At 38.3% G+C, this 18,698-nt stretch carries 14 protein-coding genes, 1 tRNA gene and 2 pseudogenes; 5 read left to right on the top strand and 12 right to left on the bottom strand.

Annotated features, from left to right (window positions below; translation table 11 throughout):
* Window positions 1–185: 185 nt before the first annotated feature.
* The 10 genes and pseudogenes from LNM86_RS03025 to LNM86_RS03070 form a co-directional block, all read right to left on the bottom strand.
* Window positions 186–1,802, bottom strand: a complete 1,617-nt coding sequence (locus LNM86_RS03025) for a YfjI family protein (protein WP_241438383.1) — start codon at window positions 1,800–1,802, stop codon at window positions 186–188.
* A pseudogene (locus LNM86_RS03030) lies at window positions 1,775–2,702 on the bottom strand (DUF7146 domain-containing protein). The gene LNM86_RS03025 and the pseudogene LNM86_RS03030 overlap by 28 nt, the downstream one beginning before the upstream one ends.
* A 98-nt stretch (window positions 2,703–2,800) precedes the next feature.
* Window positions 2,801–3,007 carry a helix-turn-helix transcriptional regulator gene (locus LNM86_RS03035; protein ID WP_241437301.1) on the bottom strand — a complete coding sequence of 69 codons (207 nt, stop codon included), beginning with the start codon at window positions 3,005–3,007 and terminating at the stop codon, window positions 2,801–2,803.
* 218 nt (window positions 3,008–3,225) lie between these two features.
* Window positions 3,226–4,393: pseudogene (locus LNM86_RS03040) on the bottom strand (tyrosine-type recombinase/integrase).
* 163 nt (window positions 4,394–4,556) lie between these two features.
* Window positions 4,557–5,120 (bottom strand): class I SAM-dependent methyltransferase, encoded by a 564-nt coding sequence (locus LNM86_RS03045; RefSeq protein ID WP_241438384.1) that lies wholly within the window; start codon window positions 5,118–5,120, stop codon window positions 4,557–4,559.
* 10 nt (window positions 5,121–5,130) lie between these two features.
* Entirely contained in the window at window positions 5,131–5,805 is a 675-nt protein-coding gene (locus LNM86_RS03050) for a hypothetical protein (RefSeq protein ID WP_241438385.1), read from the bottom strand.
* Window positions 5,806–6,000: 195 nt separating this feature from the next.
* Window positions 6,001–7,197, bottom strand: coding sequence for an MFS transporter (locus tag LNM86_RS03055; protein WP_241438386.1), 1,197 nt, complete (start codon window positions 7,195–7,197; stop codon window positions 6,001–6,003).
* Window positions 7,194–8,387: a hypothetical protein gene (locus LNM86_RS03060; RefSeq protein WP_241438387.1), complete on the bottom strand. Its 1,194-nt coding sequence runs from the start codon at window positions 8,385–8,387 to the stop codon at window positions 7,194–7,196. The genes LNM86_RS03055 and LNM86_RS03060 overlap by 4 nt, the downstream gene beginning before the upstream one ends.
* A 70-nt stretch (window positions 8,388–8,457) precedes the next feature.
* Entirely contained in the window at window positions 8,458–8,610 is a 153-nt protein-coding gene (locus LNM86_RS03065) for a hypothetical protein (RefSeq protein WP_241438388.1), read from the bottom strand.
* Between the two features lie 531 nt (window positions 8,611–9,141).
* On the bottom strand, window positions 9,142–10,230 hold the full coding sequence (locus LNM86_RS03070; RefSeq protein ID WP_241438389.1) for a TIGR04086 family membrane protein: 1,089 nt from the start codon (window positions 10,228–10,230) through the stop codon (window positions 9,142–9,144).
* A gap of 327 nt (window positions 10,231–10,557) precedes the next feature.
* On the opposite strand from LNM86_RS03070, the gene LNM86_RS03075 reads away from it, so the two are divergent.
* The 4 genes from LNM86_RS03075 to LNM86_RS03085 all read left to right on the top strand — a co-directional run bounded on the left by LNM86_RS03075 (window position 10,558) and on the right by LNM86_RS03085 (window position 14,958).
* Complete coding sequence (locus tag LNM86_RS03075) at window positions 10,558–11,754, top strand: multidrug effflux MFS transporter (RefSeq protein WP_241438390.1); 1,197 nt, start codon at window positions 10,558–10,560, stop codon at window positions 11,752–11,754.
* A gap of 185 nt (window positions 11,755–11,939) precedes the next feature.
* Complete coding sequence (locus LNM86_RS12735; protein ID WP_256460917.1) at window positions 11,940–12,062, top strand: hypothetical protein; 123 nt, start codon at window positions 11,940–11,942, stop codon at window positions 12,060–12,062.
* Window positions 12,062–12,793 carry an alpha/beta fold hydrolase gene (locus LNM86_RS03080; RefSeq protein WP_241438391.1) on the top strand — a complete coding sequence of 244 codons (732 nt, stop codon included), beginning with the start codon at window positions 12,062–12,064 and terminating at the stop codon, window positions 12,791–12,793. Before LNM86_RS12735 ends, LNM86_RS03080 begins: the two co-directional genes overlap by 1 nt.
* Window positions 12,790–14,958 (top strand): isocitrate/isopropylmalate dehydrogenase family protein, encoded by a 2,169-nt coding sequence (locus LNM86_RS03085; RefSeq protein ID WP_241438392.1) that lies wholly within the window; start codon window positions 12,790–12,792, stop codon window positions 14,956–14,958. The genes LNM86_RS03080 and LNM86_RS03085 overlap by 4 nt, the downstream gene beginning before the upstream one ends.
* Window positions 14,959–16,548: 1,590 nt before the next feature.
* Here the strand turns inward: LNM86_RS03085 and LNM86_RS03090 are convergent.
* Complete coding sequence (locus LNM86_RS03090; protein ID WP_241438393.1) at window positions 16,549–17,757, bottom strand: porin; 1,209 nt, start codon at window positions 17,755–17,757, stop codon at window positions 16,549–16,551.
* A 304-nt stretch (window positions 17,758–18,061) separates the two neighbouring features.
* On the opposite strand from LNM86_RS03090, the gene LNM86_RS03095 reads away from it, so the two are divergent.
* Window positions 18,062–18,152 (top strand) — tRNA-Ser (locus LNM86_RS03095).
* A 90-nt stretch (window positions 18,153–18,242) separates the two neighbouring features.
* Here the strand turns inward: LNM86_RS03095 and LNM86_RS03100 are convergent.
* The gene (locus LNM86_RS03100) at window positions 18,243–18,635 is read right to left on the bottom strand and encodes a helix-turn-helix domain-containing protein (RefSeq protein ID WP_241438394.1); all 393 of its coding nucleotides are present in this window, start codon (window positions 18,633–18,635) and stop codon (window positions 18,243–18,245) included.
* Window positions 18,636–18,698 lie beyond the last annotated feature (63 nt).

Genomic DNA, 18,698 nt, shown 5'->3' on the forward strand with positions numbered 1-18,698 from the left:
AAAAATATCATAACATATTGAAATGTAATGTTTTTTACTTTTTGCTAAAAGGTGTTTTTTAAAATGAGGGGGGTAAATCAACCGACAACGACCGACAAGAATATGACCTGAGTTATGGTTATTCATTCAGGTCATATCTTTCTCTTTTGCCAGCACTCTTTAAAATCATCTTTTGTTCATTCGCTTTATTGCCTTGCATTCTCGTTTTTTACCAAAGGATGCCATTCATAGTAGGTACTCGATTTACTTGTCTGATGGGTTATAAACTTTTTGCGAATGTGGTTTGTATGGCATAAAAGCTCTAAAGCTTGTTTGACCGCTTCCTTGTCTTTTAAATGCGCCCAGCAGCGTCTGTAGATATCACGAGCAGTAAAAACCTCAGGTAAGCAATTACAACGTTCTATAATCAAATTTGCACGCTCCTTTACCAAGATATCGCCCGCAGTATAAAACCGTTTCGCATGGCTTAACAGATAGTTTGACCAACGCAAGGCTGTTGAGAGAGAAGGCAAAGTGATCTCAAAACGCCCATCCTCAACAAGTTCGATAATGAGGGCAAGGCTTGCTATGGTTTTTGGCATTTTTAAAAGATGCGCTTGGTAAGAGACAGAAACTTTGCTTTCCTTGATTTCTTTATGATGATTTTCCCACCATTCACGAAACAATTCTTGAGCATTAGCAGCAAAGCGCATGATCCGTGGGTGCTTAGGTGATCCCAAGGGTTTGTCATAAAAAGAACGAAGCACCTTTTCATATTCTTGATAGGCTTCTTGATTGGGATTTTTATCTTTCCATTCCCACTCTTGGTTTTCATCCGGCCACACCATCATTTGAAACCGTTGCAATAAACCGTCATCTGCTTTTCCAGAAAGCATTGCCTGAATGATAGGAATAATCCGAGAAGGTTGTATTCCCCCAATCATTGAAAGCATTACATTGGGAATATGAATCGTTCCACGTCCAATACGGTCATAGGTATAGAGTTGATCCCCATTAAAAACTTGTAAATAAAACCCACGGTCTGTTTGATATTCCTTAAGTTCCAAGTTTGCTAAAAAACCAGAAAGTTCATCACGAACCATCAATAATCCTCGCGGGTTTTCATTGAGTAATTCCCCAAGCTTTTCGACGGTCACATCATTGACAATAAAGCGAGAGAGGCAATCATCTTTTTCATTGTCTTTAGAAAGGGTTTCCGACAAAAGAGCATTGGCAGCCTCAGAATCTCCTTTTTTAAGAGCTTTAGAAGCTTGTTTTCTCTTTTCTTTCTGATTGAGCTCCTCAAGGATTTCTTTAATTTTTGCACGTTTTTTTTGTTTTTTCCATTCTTGATACCATTCTTTTTGCAGGTGAGCGATAGGTGTTAAAGCGGCTTGCATGGCAGGTGTTTTTCGTGCAGAAGGTTGACCAATAATCATCCCCCATAGATTAGGAACAATCTTCCAATTATTACTATGTTGTTTTGGAGCGATACGAACCCCATTGCCAATCACAGCTGCTAAAGCACAGATAGCAGAGACAGCCACAAAATCGACAGGGGATTGTTGATGGTTAGCAATATCATAAATATACCTTCCCAAGACCAATGGAACTTGTGTAGCATGAAAAGGCTCGACCGGTAAAAGAGCGGTGTTAATCGGTTTTAATTCACCCCAGCCCATTTGTTGCAAAGCCTGTTCATAAGGGATGGCTTGTAAACAGGGATGCTCCTTTAAAGAGACAGGGGTGTTATCGTTATCAGTATCATTTAAAGAAGTATTGCCATTTTTATTGGTTAAATCAGTTTTATTTTTGTGGTCCATAAGATATTCCTTTCAAAGGGTAAAAAATCATTAAAATCAGCTCCTTCGGGAGCTTGCATCATCAAGACATTGAAGCCTTGGCGATAAGCACGGGCAGCAAGGGCAAAACCTGCTTTACGACCCGCATCATCGCCATCCATAGCTATGGTGAGATGGGTTTTTGATTTGATATGGGGTAAATTCACATGCACCATGCCACTGGTTGAAAGGGATGCCCATAAAGTCACAGGCTGCGATAACAGACCAGACAGCAGAGAAAGACCTGTTTCAATTCCTTCACAAATGACCAGATGTTGAGAATTAGCTTGGCATAAATGCACAGCACCGCCCTTAACAGAGCCCAGCATGGCTTTTTTTGGTAACTGTTCTGTTTTGCATCCATTGTCTTGTAAAAAGGTTCTATGGATTGCAAAGGAGCCACCACCCTCAACACGAGCAACCAACGCGGGGATATTTTTCCCAGAAGGATAGGGGCATTTGCTATGAAAACGTAAACTAGGGAGGCAAGTTACAAGTGATCCCACGCTTGCATAAATAAAGCTCTGCTATGGTCTCTTTAATCGGTTGACTTTGCTTCCAAATCTTTTGTGCTCTCTCTGCTTTCTGTTTTGCCTTGTTATCTTCACAACAAAACTGTTTTGAGAGAGAAAACCTATAATCATAAGTTTTATCAAAACATGTTTGTGTATTGATAAGACCAATGCTCTTAAGAGCTTGTAAGATCTCTTTAAAAGAGCATCCGGCATAACAATAAAGCAAGAGACGCCCGTCATTTCCATTGGCAAGGGATAAACTAGGCACTTGATCATCATGAGCAGGGCAGCGGGCTAGTCCATAAGCACCATGCCAGATACCCCGCAAGGCATTTGTAATGCCCCGAGCATTTATAAAATGATACATTTTCTCATCCTTAGACGTTGCGTCACAGGACGGTTTTTGCTATTTTCTTATCGGTTCATAAGAGAAAGCCTTGTCCGTCCTTACGTGACAAGGTTTTTTTATGCCACATCACTGAGATGTTGACGTTGCGTTTTGGCTTTTTCAATCACATTCAACAGATCCGATTTTAACCAACGCGATAAAGAACCAAACTTTAAGGGCTTTGGTAAAGCTCCATTGGTGACATGGCGACGGAATGTTGAAACGCTTATATGCAATAATTTTGCACTTTCACGGTCTGTAAGAAGCACATCATTTTCAGTCATAACTAAATCCTTTCAATCTAAAAAGAGTAACAAATCATAAGTATTTATTAACCATATTTTACTGAGATTTGAAAGTAAGTTTAATCATAAAAAACAGTACCTTATGATGTATTTTCTCATTTGATAATTTATGAGTCTTATTGAGTCATAGTGAGCAAACGAAGAGAGAAAGTTATCCACAGATAATGGAATAAAAATGGGGTACAAGACCCCATCTTTTAAGATTGCCCCGTGACATAAGCCGCCCATTTATCCATATAAAACACGGCGCTGTTCTAAATAGTCAGTACGACGGTAGGCACGCTCCACTTTACCCCCGACCACATGACCTAGAATGGTTTCTGCGACCTCAAAAGGGGCATCGGTTGTTTCTGCTAGCCAATCGCGTAAACTAGACCGAAAACCATGCGGGCAGGCTTCAAGTCCAATTTTTTTCATATATTGTGACATACAAGTATCAGCAAGAGGACCACGACCAGTTGCAGAAAAAAAGAAATCATTACGAGAGAGAGGACGCGCTTGTTTCAAAATTTCTAATGCTTCATTTGATAAAGGCACACGAAACTCTGTTGTAGCATCACGTTTTCCTTTCATATTTTCAGCAGGGATGGTCCATATATCATCTTCAACTTGATCTTTATGGATATGACGCAAAGGATAGGTACGAACACCTGTCAAAATAAGCAAACGCAAAGCCAGTTGTGTTAGAGTTGGTGTTTTGCAAAGTATTTTATAAAAAGCCGGTATATCTTTCCAATCCATTGCTGGTCTATTTTTGATTTTATGACGTTGTTTGCCTAAAAGAGCCTTTGCTTTTTCTGTAGCCTGTAAATCAACATCCAATCCCATTGCAGCAGCATGTTTGAGACAAATATTAAGACGAATGAGAGCTTTCTCTGCTGTTCCAGCTTTTGTATGCCAGATGGGAGCGAGGACATTGCGTATATCGGTTTGAGTAATTTCTGAAACCGGCATACAACCTAACTTAGGGAGAATATGAAGTTGTAAAGGTGAAAACCAACGCCCATCTTTAGCATCATTTTTTAATTCTGCTTTACGAGTTTCAAAAGTATCTAAAGCGATATCTTTTAGATAATGCAGATTACGCATTGCCTCACGCTTTTGTTTGTCACGTTCTTTAATGGGGTCACGACCATCACGAAGAACAAAACGCCATTGGGTTGCCAATTCACGAGCTTTTTTTAAAGAGACATTTCTTAAAGCACCCAAGCCCATTTCGCGACGCCGCCCGTGGATGGTATAGCGTAAAAGCCATTGAGCACCACCATCTTTACGCTTATGAAGTAGCAAGCCGGCACCATCATTATATTTGCCAGCCCCCAATGTTGCGACAGCCCTTGCATTAAGACGATTCATTAAAGGCATTTTTGTTCTTTTCTAAACTGTTTTTTACCCACACACCAACCCCACTTATGACGTGCAAATAAGTGACTTTAATTGATTGAACATAATATGATTTGAATTGAGAGAATCTTACAATATTCGGGGGTCTAATTCAACATGCAAAACAGTAAATTATCATTATAAATCAATGCGTTGTACACCGTTGTTCGCCATTAAGGGTGACGACTGTCGTCATTATTGGTTCGTGAAGACAGAGATAACCACCAGGGGTGATATGTTCCCAAAGTGTTATAATAAATCGCACATCGTCTGCTGGAGTTCCAGCATCAATCCAAGCAAAATCTATTGGTCCCCAAGATTTGAGTGTATTTTCATCGAGGGAGAAAAAATTTTCATTGATAAATGTTACAGTGTTTTTTTCAATATTGGCATTGAGAAGTTTTTGCCATGCTTCTTCTGCAGATTGACCTTCTGCTGTAAAATCATCAATTGTGATAAGTCGTGGTTCATAAGTGTCTGGAATTCCTGAGGGGTCAAGCAGAGCTGTGCACTCCTCCCAATGAGAGGATTCGAGAAGCCTTTTATCTTGTTGCCATGATAATTTAGCTTTTTGAAGGGCTTGAGCAATAAAGCATGTACTATCGCCAGCACCGATTTCAATAACTGTGCGTGGTCTTGCCATTTGAATAAGTGTACCAATAAGTTCAGCACTCTTTTCTGTTCCCATTCTAGGTTTTATCAGTGGCATCTTTTTATCCTTATAAGAGAAGAAATCGCAACATTCCTGCTTTAACAAAAAGCTTTATTGAATTGTCTACAGGGGGTTGAATAGGTATCGGTGTTGCAGTTCTTTTTAAGAAATGCTTGGTTTTTTCATTAAGCCGAATTGTGCGCCTATTAAGCTGGTTGATGGCAAGGTAGCCGATGGGGGAGTGAGTGATAAAGCATGTTGGTTCTCGTAAAAGAGCTGTTATATTATCCTCTGAAAGGGCTTTTTGATCTGTTTCAATGATTCCATGTCGTACCAATGATATTAAAAGAATTCCAGCAGAGAAAAGAGAACCATTAAGTTGTATTTTTTTCAATGATTGTATAACACATCCTTCACGAAGCGCTTCAGATGTTTGGAAATCAAATCCACCAAATGCTGCTCCTGTCGGAAAAATAGCAGTGATAGGTTGAATTTGGCGTTTTCCAATTAAAGCAGGCTTCTCCTTCTGTATCTGTACATCCTTTGCCCATTGAACACGTGCCAAAGGATTTAATTCACGTGAATAAACAGCTAAAGAATTTATCGCTATCGGCGGAGTAGGTTTTTGCAATTCAAGGGAATGGACGTACTCATGGCAATCATGTTGCATATAGTCTGCAAGTTGCCATACATAACCGCCTGTTCCATTGTAAAAATTTAAACCTATCGGGTCTTGTTGCATAATGTTAAATCGACTTATTGGACTCTTTCAAGGTTTAAAGCTTTTGAAAAGTTTGTTCGTTCATATATATTTTAGGACATGAAATAAGATTGACTCATAAGAGGTTTATATTATTTCAAAATCAACAATTCTATCGAGTAGTTGGTGCACCTTTTAGCTTGTTGCATTGTTTACTTTAGAAAAAAACGCAGCTTTCTACGAACCATCATAAACTTCCCTTTTTTGTACAGTGCTATTTAACACAAAACCTAAAGTGCCTACGACCATTGTGGCGATGCCGATTGCAAGGAGAGTGTTTTGGGTATCATGCACACGAATAAAGCCTGCTCCGATAAAACCAATACACACAGATGTTTGTAGAATAAAGACATAAGCTGGCATTTGATTGTTTCTATGTTCTTTCGCAATGGCTTTCATCATAAAGCTTGCCATGAGGGCATTTTGCACGCCATTGGCTGCTCCAAGGATAAAAAATGAAACCATCATCAACCAAACAAAATCTGTTAAGGAAAAACAGAAAACTCCAAAGCCGATGATTGTTGCGGACAAAGATGCTCCAGCGGCATTGCCAAAGCGATTAAAAAGGCTAGAGAAGCAGAGTGGACCAACCACTAATCCTAGACTTACCATGCTTGCGATCATTCCATATGTTTGCGCGCTTAAATGAAGATTGGTACGGATACGGACAATAGATAAAACGTTGAGAGCAGAGGTGAGTATGATGGTGATAATGAGTGGCGTAAGAGCATAGAGAACATTTTTTTTACGCAATAATCCTCTTACATCTAGTCCTTTTTTGGTTTGCTCGGATGTGTTGATCTTTTCTGAATGTATTTTTAATATTTTAACACAGAATGTGGTGATAAAGGTTGCACAAAGAACGATGACTGAAAGCACAAACAACCCTTTTTGTCCGTTTGATAAACTGTATAACAGACCCCCTAAGAGGGGGCCTCCAATATAACCAAGGTTGCGAACTGTTTGGATGATACGATTGATGAAGTCTAACTGGTGATCATTCTTGACAAATTCAGGGACAGAAACGAGGATTGCAGACCAAAAGAGTGATCCAGCACATCCTAGTGCAAAAGAAATGGAAATGTATGCCCAAAATTGGTTTACGATTGCAGCTATGGCTATAAATATTGCTTGAAACAATAAAACAGCAGGCACTGTATAGGTGGGGCTGAGAAGATATAAGAGCCGTGGTGCAACTGGTCCAGCGCAAATTGCACCGATAAGTCCGGCGAGCAAGAGCATTGAAATAGAAGCTGTGCTTTTTGCTAAGTGGAGAGCAAATGTAACTTGCGCTGTTTCATCGGTAAAGCTGCTTAAAGCTAAAACAAGAAAAAAGCAAATTTGGGCAAGAATAATGGATTTTTTCTTTATCAAAGCGTTCCCCAAGATGCTAAAGCTTTTACGGTTTTTAAGACTTCTTCCCGCATGACAGGTGTGTATGATTTATCATTGAGTTTTGCTAAGTCGATTTTCTTTCCTGCTGAAAGTTGAGACAGGAAGCTCTCTAGATGAGCGCTATATTTAAAACTGGCACAATGCCCATTTGCGGCAATAAGCAGTTCTTTTGTTTCAGGTAAGAAAACCCATTGGAGGGTAGCAGAGGGGCGAAGCATAATTTCACTCTCAATTTCAGATACATCAACAAGAGGGCGGCCGACGCATAAACGCGAACTTGTGTCGCAAATTAATTGGGTAATAAGCATACGGCGTTTTAGGGAACTATTCGCAATTTCCGAGCTTAGAGCGGATAGCTGAAAAGTGTTCTCAGGGTTTAAACTTGCTCTACCCGATGTTCGAATATCATGTCGTGACCGCTCATCAATATGGAGGAGATGAGAAATATACTCTTTATATTTGTGAGCATCACTTGCTGTTTCCCAAAAGGCAATATTGACATTTACGGCAATATTTTTTCCAGTTTCGGCAACATGGAAAGCATCATGAGGAAAGTATGCAACACGATCAGTACGATTTTGTAGTGCGATCGCTGTTGATTTATACGATTCATATTCGGGGTATCTTAGCCCTTGGAGGTCATCTCGTGTACTGGGCCATGTGAACATTGTTTTCCCATCCCGTAGAGTGAAGCCGAAATTATGAGCATGATCCACGTGGACACCAACATGGGTAGAAGAATATCGACCGATGAAACAATCAATATCTACTCGTCCGCCTGGTCGAAAGCCCAAAGAGTGTGCTAACCGATCTGCAAATCTTTTTGCCACATCCCACATAATTGGGGTGGCCGCGTATAGCCCATAATACATGACTCCCCATTCTTTTCCCTCAGCACAGTGATCAACGCGGGTTATATATTCATCTATAGTTTGATCAGTGTCCGAAACGAGAAAGTTTGGAAGAGGGCGTGGGGTGCGCATTCCATTAATAACTGTTACTGCCTCAGATTGAGAGTTAAGCGCTAAAAGTTTATTTGGATTTTCTGCGTATTGCTTTAAAGCACGCAAAACATCCCTTTCATGAAAAGGGATGTTTGTAATTGACAATTCAGCTGCTTTCTTAGCCCAAACTTCTTGAGAAAAGCCCTCAGAAAACAATTTAAACATGACGATGAAATATGCTAAGCTTTCTTACACTGAATACGCTAAACGCATACAGGTTTGCACCCATAATACATTATTGAACTTCATGTAACACATTCACATCGCAGTCTTCTTTGAAAACTTGAGAATCGATACGTTGAGCGTATTTAGTGCTGCTCAAAGGTGGCGCAACATCATCGACAGCCAATTCAGAGATATTTTCTAATTCATGAAGTGAGATATTCATATTTCCCCCCTTAGATAGTTGATAAAAAATTGATGATAACCAAAATAAGTTATTGACAACCAAAGTTAGCAGAGATTTTATTTTTTGTCAAATAGTATGTTCATTGAAAATATCGCTTGTTTTTATAGAGGCTAAATGTTTTTTGCAAACGCAATTTTGTTCCTCAAGATATTGATTTTATGAAATTAATAGCTCTTTCCATCCTTCGTATTTTGTTAAAAAAATGAGAATGACAAGATATTTTGTATTGGTATTGTTTCATGAATGCTTTTACAGTGTAAGGTTCTTGTTCTATATACTAGAACAATGTCTATAAGAATGTGCATTGTTTTAGGTAGATAGAGGCTTCTTACAAATATCGCTTTCAACATGAAAATGAATGCAGAATATCGAAGCATATGATAGAAATTATCTTATAAACAGGAGAGAGTAAAAAAAGCAATTAAGAGTAGTTTGTAATAAAAAGCCGTACAGTCTGTACAGCTTTTTTCTAGTATTATGCCTTATGTCCCTGTCAGTTTTATAGTATATTTATAGCATGAAGGTGTCCTTATGGCTTCGATAGCCATAATAACCACAAACACTGGAAAGCAAGGCACCAATCAAGCCTCCTAAAAAGCCCCACCATCCCATGTAAGAGGCTGTCGTTGCAACTTTGTCTGCACTATGACGTGCTTCTTTCATCGTTTTGTCTAGCTTTTGAGAAAGTGTATGGGCCTGCGCTTCAAGGTCTTTAAGTGCCTGTTCGGTTTTTTCTTCTGCTGTTTGATAAAGATCAAGCGCATTGTTAGCGGTTTTTTGTGCATCCGCACGTGTCATGCCATTGTTCATCAGGGCTTTAACGATATCATTTTGATTGATGTCTTCTGTGATATCTTCGATACGATCAGAAAGATGATCATGGAGGTCTTTCAGAGTGGTGCGGTAGTGAGAAGGATCTTCCTTAAAAGCCGTTATCGCAGAACTGATCTCTTTAAGAGCGGCTTGATAGGATTGCTTTAAACGATCAGGATTGAGAGCAGGGATATCGCTTTTCTTGAGAAGTGTGCGTAATTCACTGCGCAATTTATCAAAATCAACGCCATTGTCCTTTATTTCACGAAAAAAGTTGGCAAAATTGTCATCATTTGCTTGTGAAAAGAAGGGGACAAGATTTGTTTTGAGGTTGTCTCCAGTTTGTTGGAGTGCCGATGTGCTTTCTCCAACAGCTTTCGCGCCTATTTTTGCTGTACTTGAAACCATGTGGACGGCTTGAAGGGTCATGATAAGGGTTAACAGAGCCCAAGTGAGAAAGCCATGAAGTGTGCCGGATGATTCAGCAAAGCGCCCAGCAACAAAGCTTCCTAAAGCAAGGCTGATAAGCATAACGATAAGAGAGCCAATCCCAAAGGAAAGAAAGCTTCCTGCAAAAGGTGTTGAAGAGGTGAAGTCCATTTGGTTGAACCCTAACGCTGCAACCAGAAAAGATAAGCAGATTGAAGTGGCAAGGGCTGTGATCAGTCCAGCAAAGATTGCTGACCATGAAATTGGTGTTTGAAAAAAGGGATAATCTGTCTCTAGCGATGTTTCTCCTAGAAAGTGGCTATCGAAGGGTGTATCCTCAGGAATGCGGGTTTCCATATTTTTATCTCCTCAAATGATGCTGGAGATAAAATGCCCCGTTAGCAATTATGTTCCAAAAGTGATAAGATATGCGCTAAAAAGGGCAGAAAACACTGAAAACAGATACTGACTATTACAAGGATGAGAATAAAACATTTTTTTAGGGAACTTTCGTTTCATACCCGTTGATTGAGAAGGTATGTTTTATAAGTGATAAATACTTTCAAGGGGAATAAAGAAAAAGTAAAAATATGATAATAAAGATTTTTTATTTATGTTCATAAATAAAAAAGAGTGTTATATTAATCAACATTCATTTTTAAGTTGCAAATTGTGTTTTCCCTCATGAGTTATAAATATACATTACCATTCATTATACTTATCGTATGCTTATCAACGGGAGGTCTGATTTCTACAGACATTTTTCTTCCGGCACTTGGAGAAATGCATCAATATTACCATGTTACTGAATCTCAGATTCAGAGTGCTGTAGCGATTTTTCTTTTTGCATTGGCTCTTGGACAGCTCATTTATGGTCCACTGAGTGATAATTTTGGGCGTAAAAAAACACTTCTGTTTGGCTTGTTTTTATGGTTATTGACCACGCTCAGTGTAATTTATACTGTTAATATTCATGCTTTCCTTGGATTGCGTTTTTTACAAGGACTTGGAGCTTGTGCAGGAATTGTTTTAAGCCGTGCTATTATCAATGATTTATTGGATAAAAAAGCGGCCGGAAAACTTTACTTGATTGTTTTTCCCTTTATTGGCATGTCACCAGCACTTGCTCCTTTAGTGGGAGGGCTCTTATTACAAGTTTTTAATTGGCAAGCTACCTTTATCTTTTTAAGCTTGTTTATATTTCTAACCATTTTGCTCTGTTATTTTGTGCTCACAGAAACCTTGCCACCTCAAAAACGTCAACGTTTTTCTTCAGTAGGATTTATAAAAGGATGTTTAGGCGTTCTTAGAAATAAACAATTTATTTTTTATGCGCTTATTCCGTGTTTTTCTTATGCGGCATATTTCGCTTATACTGTAGAATCGCCCTTTTTACTTACAACTTTAGGTTTGCCAGTAATATATATTGGTTATAGCTATATTGGTGTTTCTCTTCCATATATTATAGGAAATCTTGTAGCACGGTGGTTTTTTAAGCGAGAATCTATGGAAAGAACCGTATGGCGAGGGTATATTATTTTTGTTGTGGGTGGATTGTTATTTGCTCTACAAATGTATGTAAGCCCATGGCCGCTTGTGACGAGTTTTATGGCTATTGCTGTTCTCACTTTTGGGAATGGTTTTTTATTGCCTTTAGGGACAGCGTTGGCTATTTCTTCGCATCCACAAGCTGCTGGAGCAGCTTCCGGTATGATGGGAGCTTTACAATTGGGGAGCGCTGCGTTGAGTGCTGCGGTTATTGGAAAGATATCTGGGCACAATCCGCAGACAATGGCAGCTTTATTAGCAGTGTGTTGTCTGTTGGGTTTTATGATTTATATCTTCAAAGCGTATGATTTTATGCATTCAGAAAATAATTGAGAGAGATAAAAAAGAGCACGTCATGTGTAAACATTTTGCTGTTATTTTCCTTAAATGGAGATTGCCATAGCTGAGAATGGATTCTCATTAAGCGCATTGCATTGTACATATTTAAAATTTTTCGTCGTTTAATTGAATTTTGATACAATTGGTTATTCTTGACAGTTTTACAGGGAGGGGATTTTATGCGTGTTAGAGTTCTGAAATGTCTGCGTTTTAATCGTTATCTTCAGTTGGAAAGTTTTGGCTCCAATCGATCTTCTGAGAGAAGGCGATCTTCTGGGAGAAGGGATGCAGGAGATAAATAATGAACCTTCGTGTTGTCATTCTGTCTCCTGTGATGCCAATTTGGGATGACGGCGTTTTTTGTTCTTCATTTACAAAGCTATGTTTAGCAAAAGGATTCCAAATTACGCTATGCGATACAATGTCCCTTTTTCCGCGTGACTCTTCTTTTTGTAATAACTCCGCCCTAGAAATTTTGTCTTTTATTACAGAAAAACTGGAAAGACATTTTAAAGAGCCTTCCGTTCTCGTGGGTTTTTCTATGGCTGGAACATTAGTACAAATACTAGCTGCGCGGCTTTCAAATGTTCGAGCCGTCCTAGCTGTAAATGCGCCAGGCTATCCAGATACGCTTTTGCAACGGCGTATTGGACATATTCTTAATTTCTTGAAAAATAAAGATTTGTCAGGAGCGCTAGAAGCACTGAATGCTTTTATGCACTCTCGTGGAGTTATAAAAAAAAGAGCTTTATTGGAGGTTCCTACTGACAAAAAGAACATAGCTATTGAGCGTATGCAAAAGGGATTTCAACTCCTTTTAGAAATGGATGCAAGGGACGAGATTATCAAGTACACTGGAAAGTTTTTAGCTTTGATAGGTGAAAAATCGCAACTTGCAACTGTAGATAATCAAACACGAAGTCATTGTGTGAATCATGAATATAAGATTGTTGCTAATGCTGGTACGCGTTTATGGGATGATAATCCCGTTATGACGAATAGAATTCTTTCTGAATGGATGTGTGAATTATGAAAAAGAAAGTTCTTGTATTTCCTGGTGATGGGATAGGACCAGAAGTCTGTGATGCTGCGCTAATGGTCTTAGAGCAATTGAATTTGCCGATTGAATTAATCTATGGCGCTATTGGTTGGGAATGTTGGAAACAGGAAGGGGATTCTATTCCTCAAGCGACTTGGCAAAAAATAACGGAGAGTGATGCCATTTTACTTGGTGCTGTGACCAGTAAAGAGAAAGAGGTTGCTTTAAAGGAACTTGCGCCACATTTACAAGAAAGGCAACGGACCTATATTTCACCTGTCATTCAACTTCGCCAAAAGTTAGGCTTATTTGCCAATATACGTCCTATAAGATACATTATTGGTCCAAGAAAGCCTTTTCATTTTTGTGTTATCAGAGAGAATAGCGAGGGTCTCTATGCGGGGCTTGATTTTCGTAGTATATCTCCTGAAAAAGCAACATGGTTAAAACATCCCAATTTAGAAAAATATAGCCTTGAAGATGCCGCATGGACAGTACGGTTGCAGACACGCTTTGGTTTAGAGCGGATCTTTGAATATGCTTTTTCTTATGCACGAGAACATGGTTTCAAACGGGTTACTTTTGCTGATAAGCCAAATATCATGCGAGAAAGTAGCCCATTTGCTCAAGAAATTTTTGAGAAAGTTGCTCAAAATTATCCGGAGATTGAAGCAGATATTCACAATGTTGATGCGGTTGCTTTATGGATTGTAACAAAACCAGAACAGTTTGGTGTGATTGTTGCTGAAAATATGTTTGGTGATATTCTCTCTGGTCTTGGTGCTGGAGTGATGGGTGGATTGGGACTGGCGCCTAGTGCAAATGTGGGAAGCAAAATTGCTTATTTTGAACCCGTTCATGGCAGTGCACCGCGCATTGCTGGACAAAATAAAGCAAATCCTTCTGCTATGCTCTATACCACAGCTTTACTCTTGGATCATTTAGGTTTTAAAGAGGTGGCGCAACAATTGTCGGAGAGTGTTGATCAGGTTATTCGTGTTGGAAAAACGGTGACCTATGACTTAGGGGGGGTAGCCACGACACGTCAAATGGTTGAAGCTGTTACGAACTCTCTTGTAAATCCTATCCCTATTTGTCGAGCGGCGATTATTACGGTCGGTGATGAACTTCTTTCAGGACAGTATTTGAATACAAATTTGCAGGATTTGAGTCAAAGCCTGAACAAGAGAAACATCCAAGTTACCCGCCATTTTGTTTGTGCTGATCAATTACAGCAAATCAGTGAGACAGTGATTGCTTGTCTTGGACAAGAAAATCTCATCATTATCAGTGGAGGATTAGGACCAACGTCTGATGATAAAACCCGTGATGCGATTGCACAAGCTGTGCAAAAGCCCTTAGTCCATCATGAAGAGGTATGGCAAACAATCAAAGGTCAATTGCAACGGTTAGGGATTGCGCCGGATACCAATAATGCCCGTCAAGCGTTGTTTCCTGAGACGGCACAAGTTCTTGATAACCCTACGGGGACAGCACCTGGTTTCACCCTCTCTTGTAGTGGGAGTTCTCTTGTGGTCTTGCCTGGTCCGCCCACCCAGGCTCTGTCATTGTTAGAACATTATTTAGAACACGGTGAGAAAAAATATTTTACTGTACCGCGTGCTCAATATGCGTGGACTTTGATTGGAATTGATGAAAGTACTATTGCGCATTGGGTTGATAGCCATTTTGCCAATGAACCGTTTGAGCGGCATTTTTTATGGAAAAGTCCTTATGTCCTTGTACAACTGATTGGTAATTCATCAACACCCTTAGCACAGCATTTAATCGAAGAGTTTGAAGATCATTTTCGTCCATATTTGGTTGGTGCAGAAATTACTACTGCTTGTCAGCAATTAGCGAGGTATGCAGAAGTACATTGGTCAGCAAGTGATCCCATGCTTTTAAAATATTTTCAACAAACGGAAAAAAATGCGAAAGCTCTTCCACAGCTCGAGGTTAAGGTTAGCTTATCGCCTTCTTTAGAAGGTTTAGAAAACCAAAAAGAAAGCCTTGGGCATGCAACAATGACTGTACGAATTGAAGGGTTTGGTGATGATCATATTATGTTTCCCTATACGCGACCGCTGTTAGGTGTCGTCTTACAGGAATATGCTGCTTGGTTAGTTTTAAAAAGGTATTTGCAAGTAGAAACTTAAAAATGAAATTCTGAGGAGTTATAGAAAGACTTCCCTAGTTATTATTATTATAGTTTTGGTTAAAGGCGGTGTCGTTTTTATGCTATAGAGTGTTTGTATTTGCTAGTAGATTTTAGTCATCAGATAACAGCTGAGGAGTTTTAAATAACGAGCAAATAGGAAAATATTTTATTCTAAATGAATGCATAGAAAACGCAGCTATTGTCTTTAAAATTTTGTTGAGGCTATTATTGAGGTTAGAATTCTATATTAACGCATTTTGCAAAAAATATTGATACAGTTTAGTCTTAAAAAACATGCATTATAGGGGATTTTTATCATACAATAAAATCAAAATTGTTTTATTCTGTTTAGAAGAAAAAATCTCGGTGCATTTTGATTGAAAGAAGAGAGATCCGTTGTTAAGAGGGGCAATAAAGAAAATCTTTCTACTACAAGACAATGTGATGTCTCAATTCTTTACAATGCTGAATTTTTTTTAATTTTGTTGAAAAATATATCTGCAAGAAGTCTATCAAAAATATGCATTGTTCGTTTGCTTGTTAAATTGCCATAACATAAAGGAATCTCTGGAGGATTTTATACTATCGCTTTATCATTATATTTACCGGCCCCCAATGTTGTGACAGCTCTTGCATTAATACGATTCACAAGAGGCCTTTTTACTCCTTTCTTTAGAGTTTTTTATCCACACGCCAGTCCCGCTTATGATGTGCAAATAAATGATAATGATTTATTCAACATAAGAGGATTTGAGATGAGAGTATCTTACAATATTCTGGGGTCTCATTCAACATGCAAAATAATAAATTATCATTATAAATCAAAGCATTGTCATTATTAGGCGTTATGCGTCATATGTGGTGATTTCTAATTGTATGTCGTAAGTGAAAGTGATGTGTGGATAAAGAACGTTTTTAAAAGGAGTAACAAGCCTTTTATGAATCGTTTTGATGCAAGAATTGTTAAGCAATATTGGAAGTTGCTAAACAGGAAAATGATATTTGTTTTATATTTTTATAAGCGTAAAGATAATGATGCTTAACAGAAGCTCATATTTTTTGTGCTAAAAGCATAAATTCTATATTTGGCATGCACGATAGCATTTAACAATACTTTAAAGAAGAAAAAAGGAGAAATTGTACGCTGCAAAAAATATATACGCAACATTTTTAGAGTTTAAAACTATATATCATTGTTATTCTTAAATGAATATTTTTAATATATCTCAACAAAAAGATATATATATCTTATAAAGAATTTCGCTATTTATTTCTATTCTTTTTACGTAGAATATTTCTACGATTCACTGCTTGACAATTTAAATATATATCTCGTTTGTTTTTGATTAATTTTGAGGATATCTAGATAAATTTTATAAAAAGTCATTTTGAATCAAAATCTACAGTATTGGAATTATTATACAAGATCTATGAGGGAATCATTACTCATCTAGTCCCCTTTCTCGTAATATTCTCAAAAAGGAAAATGTTTTTATTGAAGAGAGTATTGTGAGTATTATATGGAGCTTTAAAAATTAAAAAACTGGCAACATATGTTGCCAGTTTTTAGAAAAATAATCCAACAGAATTAGAATGAACGCTGGAAACGGATCATACCTTGCAAAGCGCTTTTTCCTTTTAGAGCATGTGTATATGTATCACCATTTGCGCCTTTGTGAGTGCGATCATCATTCCAAGAAACATAAGTTAATTCAGGTGTAATGACGAATCCTGGAACCAGCGTATAGGCAATATTTACAGAAGTTGCAAAGGTTTTTACAGCACTATAGGAAACCTGAGCATTTAACTTTGCTTTTGGAGTAAGTTTGTAAGTTGCACCAGCCCAAGCAGCCCATTTTCCACCCCAGTTTGCATAGATTGTCGTATTTTGCCGTGACAGCACATTTTCATCTACTGTGTAGTAATCAACATTGTTCTTATAACCGCCCATTATCCATAGATTTAACCGATCATTGACATTGAAATCCATGCGTACTTTAGCAGCCCACTTTTTATAATAAGCATCGTATGCTGTAACTGCTGAAAAACCACCCCATTTTTGCATAAATTTCATACCCAAAACTATATTAGGAGTGTATTTTTTTATTCTTTTACTTGGAAGACTATCTGCAGCAACGTTAGCAATTTTATCATCTTTATCTATGTAATAGTATATATTTTCAGGATTCTCGTCATCGTAAGGACTATCAGCATTCCCCAGTTCAGCTCCGATAATAGCAGAAAATCCACTGTCACCACTGAAGGTATAAGAAACGAAATTGGTACGTGTAACACCCGCTGGTGCTATGCTATCATCGTTAAAAACGTTCCCATAGCCACCAGTCCAACTATTAAAAATTGTATCATCAAGACCTACACGGAAACCACCCAATTCAATATAAGCGGCTGAGAGTTTTGCACCAGCACTGTCCTTACCATTACCCCAGTTGGAGAAGATACGTGCATAGGAACGAAGTGTTCCTAATTCTGTTTCAGAAGCGGCTTGAAAAACAAGAGTTAACCGTGATGATGCACCATAGGTTTTTCTTTTCTTAGATAGTTGAGCGTCAGTTATTGCATCTATATTATCACCGCCTATAAAATCAGCGCGAACATTTCCTGACAAACGCATGCATGTTTCTGTTCCAGGGATATAGAAATACCCTTTCCCATATGCATCGCAAACACGAATATATTCTACAGGCTCCGGTTCTGCTATCGCTTTTGGAGCTGCTTGTGCTCCAGAAATTGCAAAAAAAGCTGCGGTAGAACTTAAAAAGAGGGATTTAATATTCATAAAGGATCTCCAATGAAAGGTAGTTTAATCTTCGTTAGGGAATATAATTTGCTCAACTCATAAAAGCAAAAATACGCAATACCTACATTTTAGCTATACTGATCTTTTAAAAAGATACAAATATGAAAACGCTTTTTTTCAAGATATTCATATACTATTCAGGGGAATGTGGTAAAAAAGGCACAATTTTTGTTTTGTTAACTTTTTATCTTCTAAGATCACTAAAAAAGAAAAATTTTAGATATTTTTGAAAAAAATCGAAAAGGTCTTGAACTTTCTGTTGATACCATTTATGCACAGTCTTGGAGAGGTGGCCGAGTGGTCGAAGGCGCTCCCCTGCTAAGGGAGTAGGGCTCAAAAGGCTCTCGAGAGTTCGAATCTCTTCCTCTCCGCCACTCAATCTTTAAATGTAAATAACTTATTGATTTTCCATATGTTTTTTTAAGGTGCGGGATACATGAATAAAGGTTAGGGAATAGGGTTTTCTAACATTCCTCCGCAACACGAACATTTTTTTGGCTTTTCTCTTCTCTAATCGTTTCTAATATTCCTTTGAAGGATTCCAAATCCTGTTGTGAAAAAACCTTTAAAAGTCTTGTAAACATACAAACGGTTTCACGACACAAGGGATCAGACGACTTGATGGTAAAACTGCTGCGACAAGCATCCGATTCTCTCCTTAGACGGGCGGCTGCCTCTTGATTTAAAGCGTAAACCTCTATGATCTTTTCTTCCATGCCAACAGGTACAGATTTTTTGCCAATTTCTACGGATGATAAAAATGGGACCGAGATGTCTAATTTTTTAGCCATATCTAACAGACGTTCAGAGTGATCTATGCGAAGTTTGCGTAAGGTTTTACCAAAGGGTGTAATCATCTAAAAAATCCTATGAAACAAATGAACATTCACCCTGATTCTAGCATATTTAAAAATTATTTC

It is taken from the genome of Bartonella machadoae, assembly GCF_022559585.1.
GTDB lineage: Bacteria > Pseudomonadota > Alphaproteobacteria > Rhizobiales > Rhizobiaceae > Bartonella > Bartonella machadoae.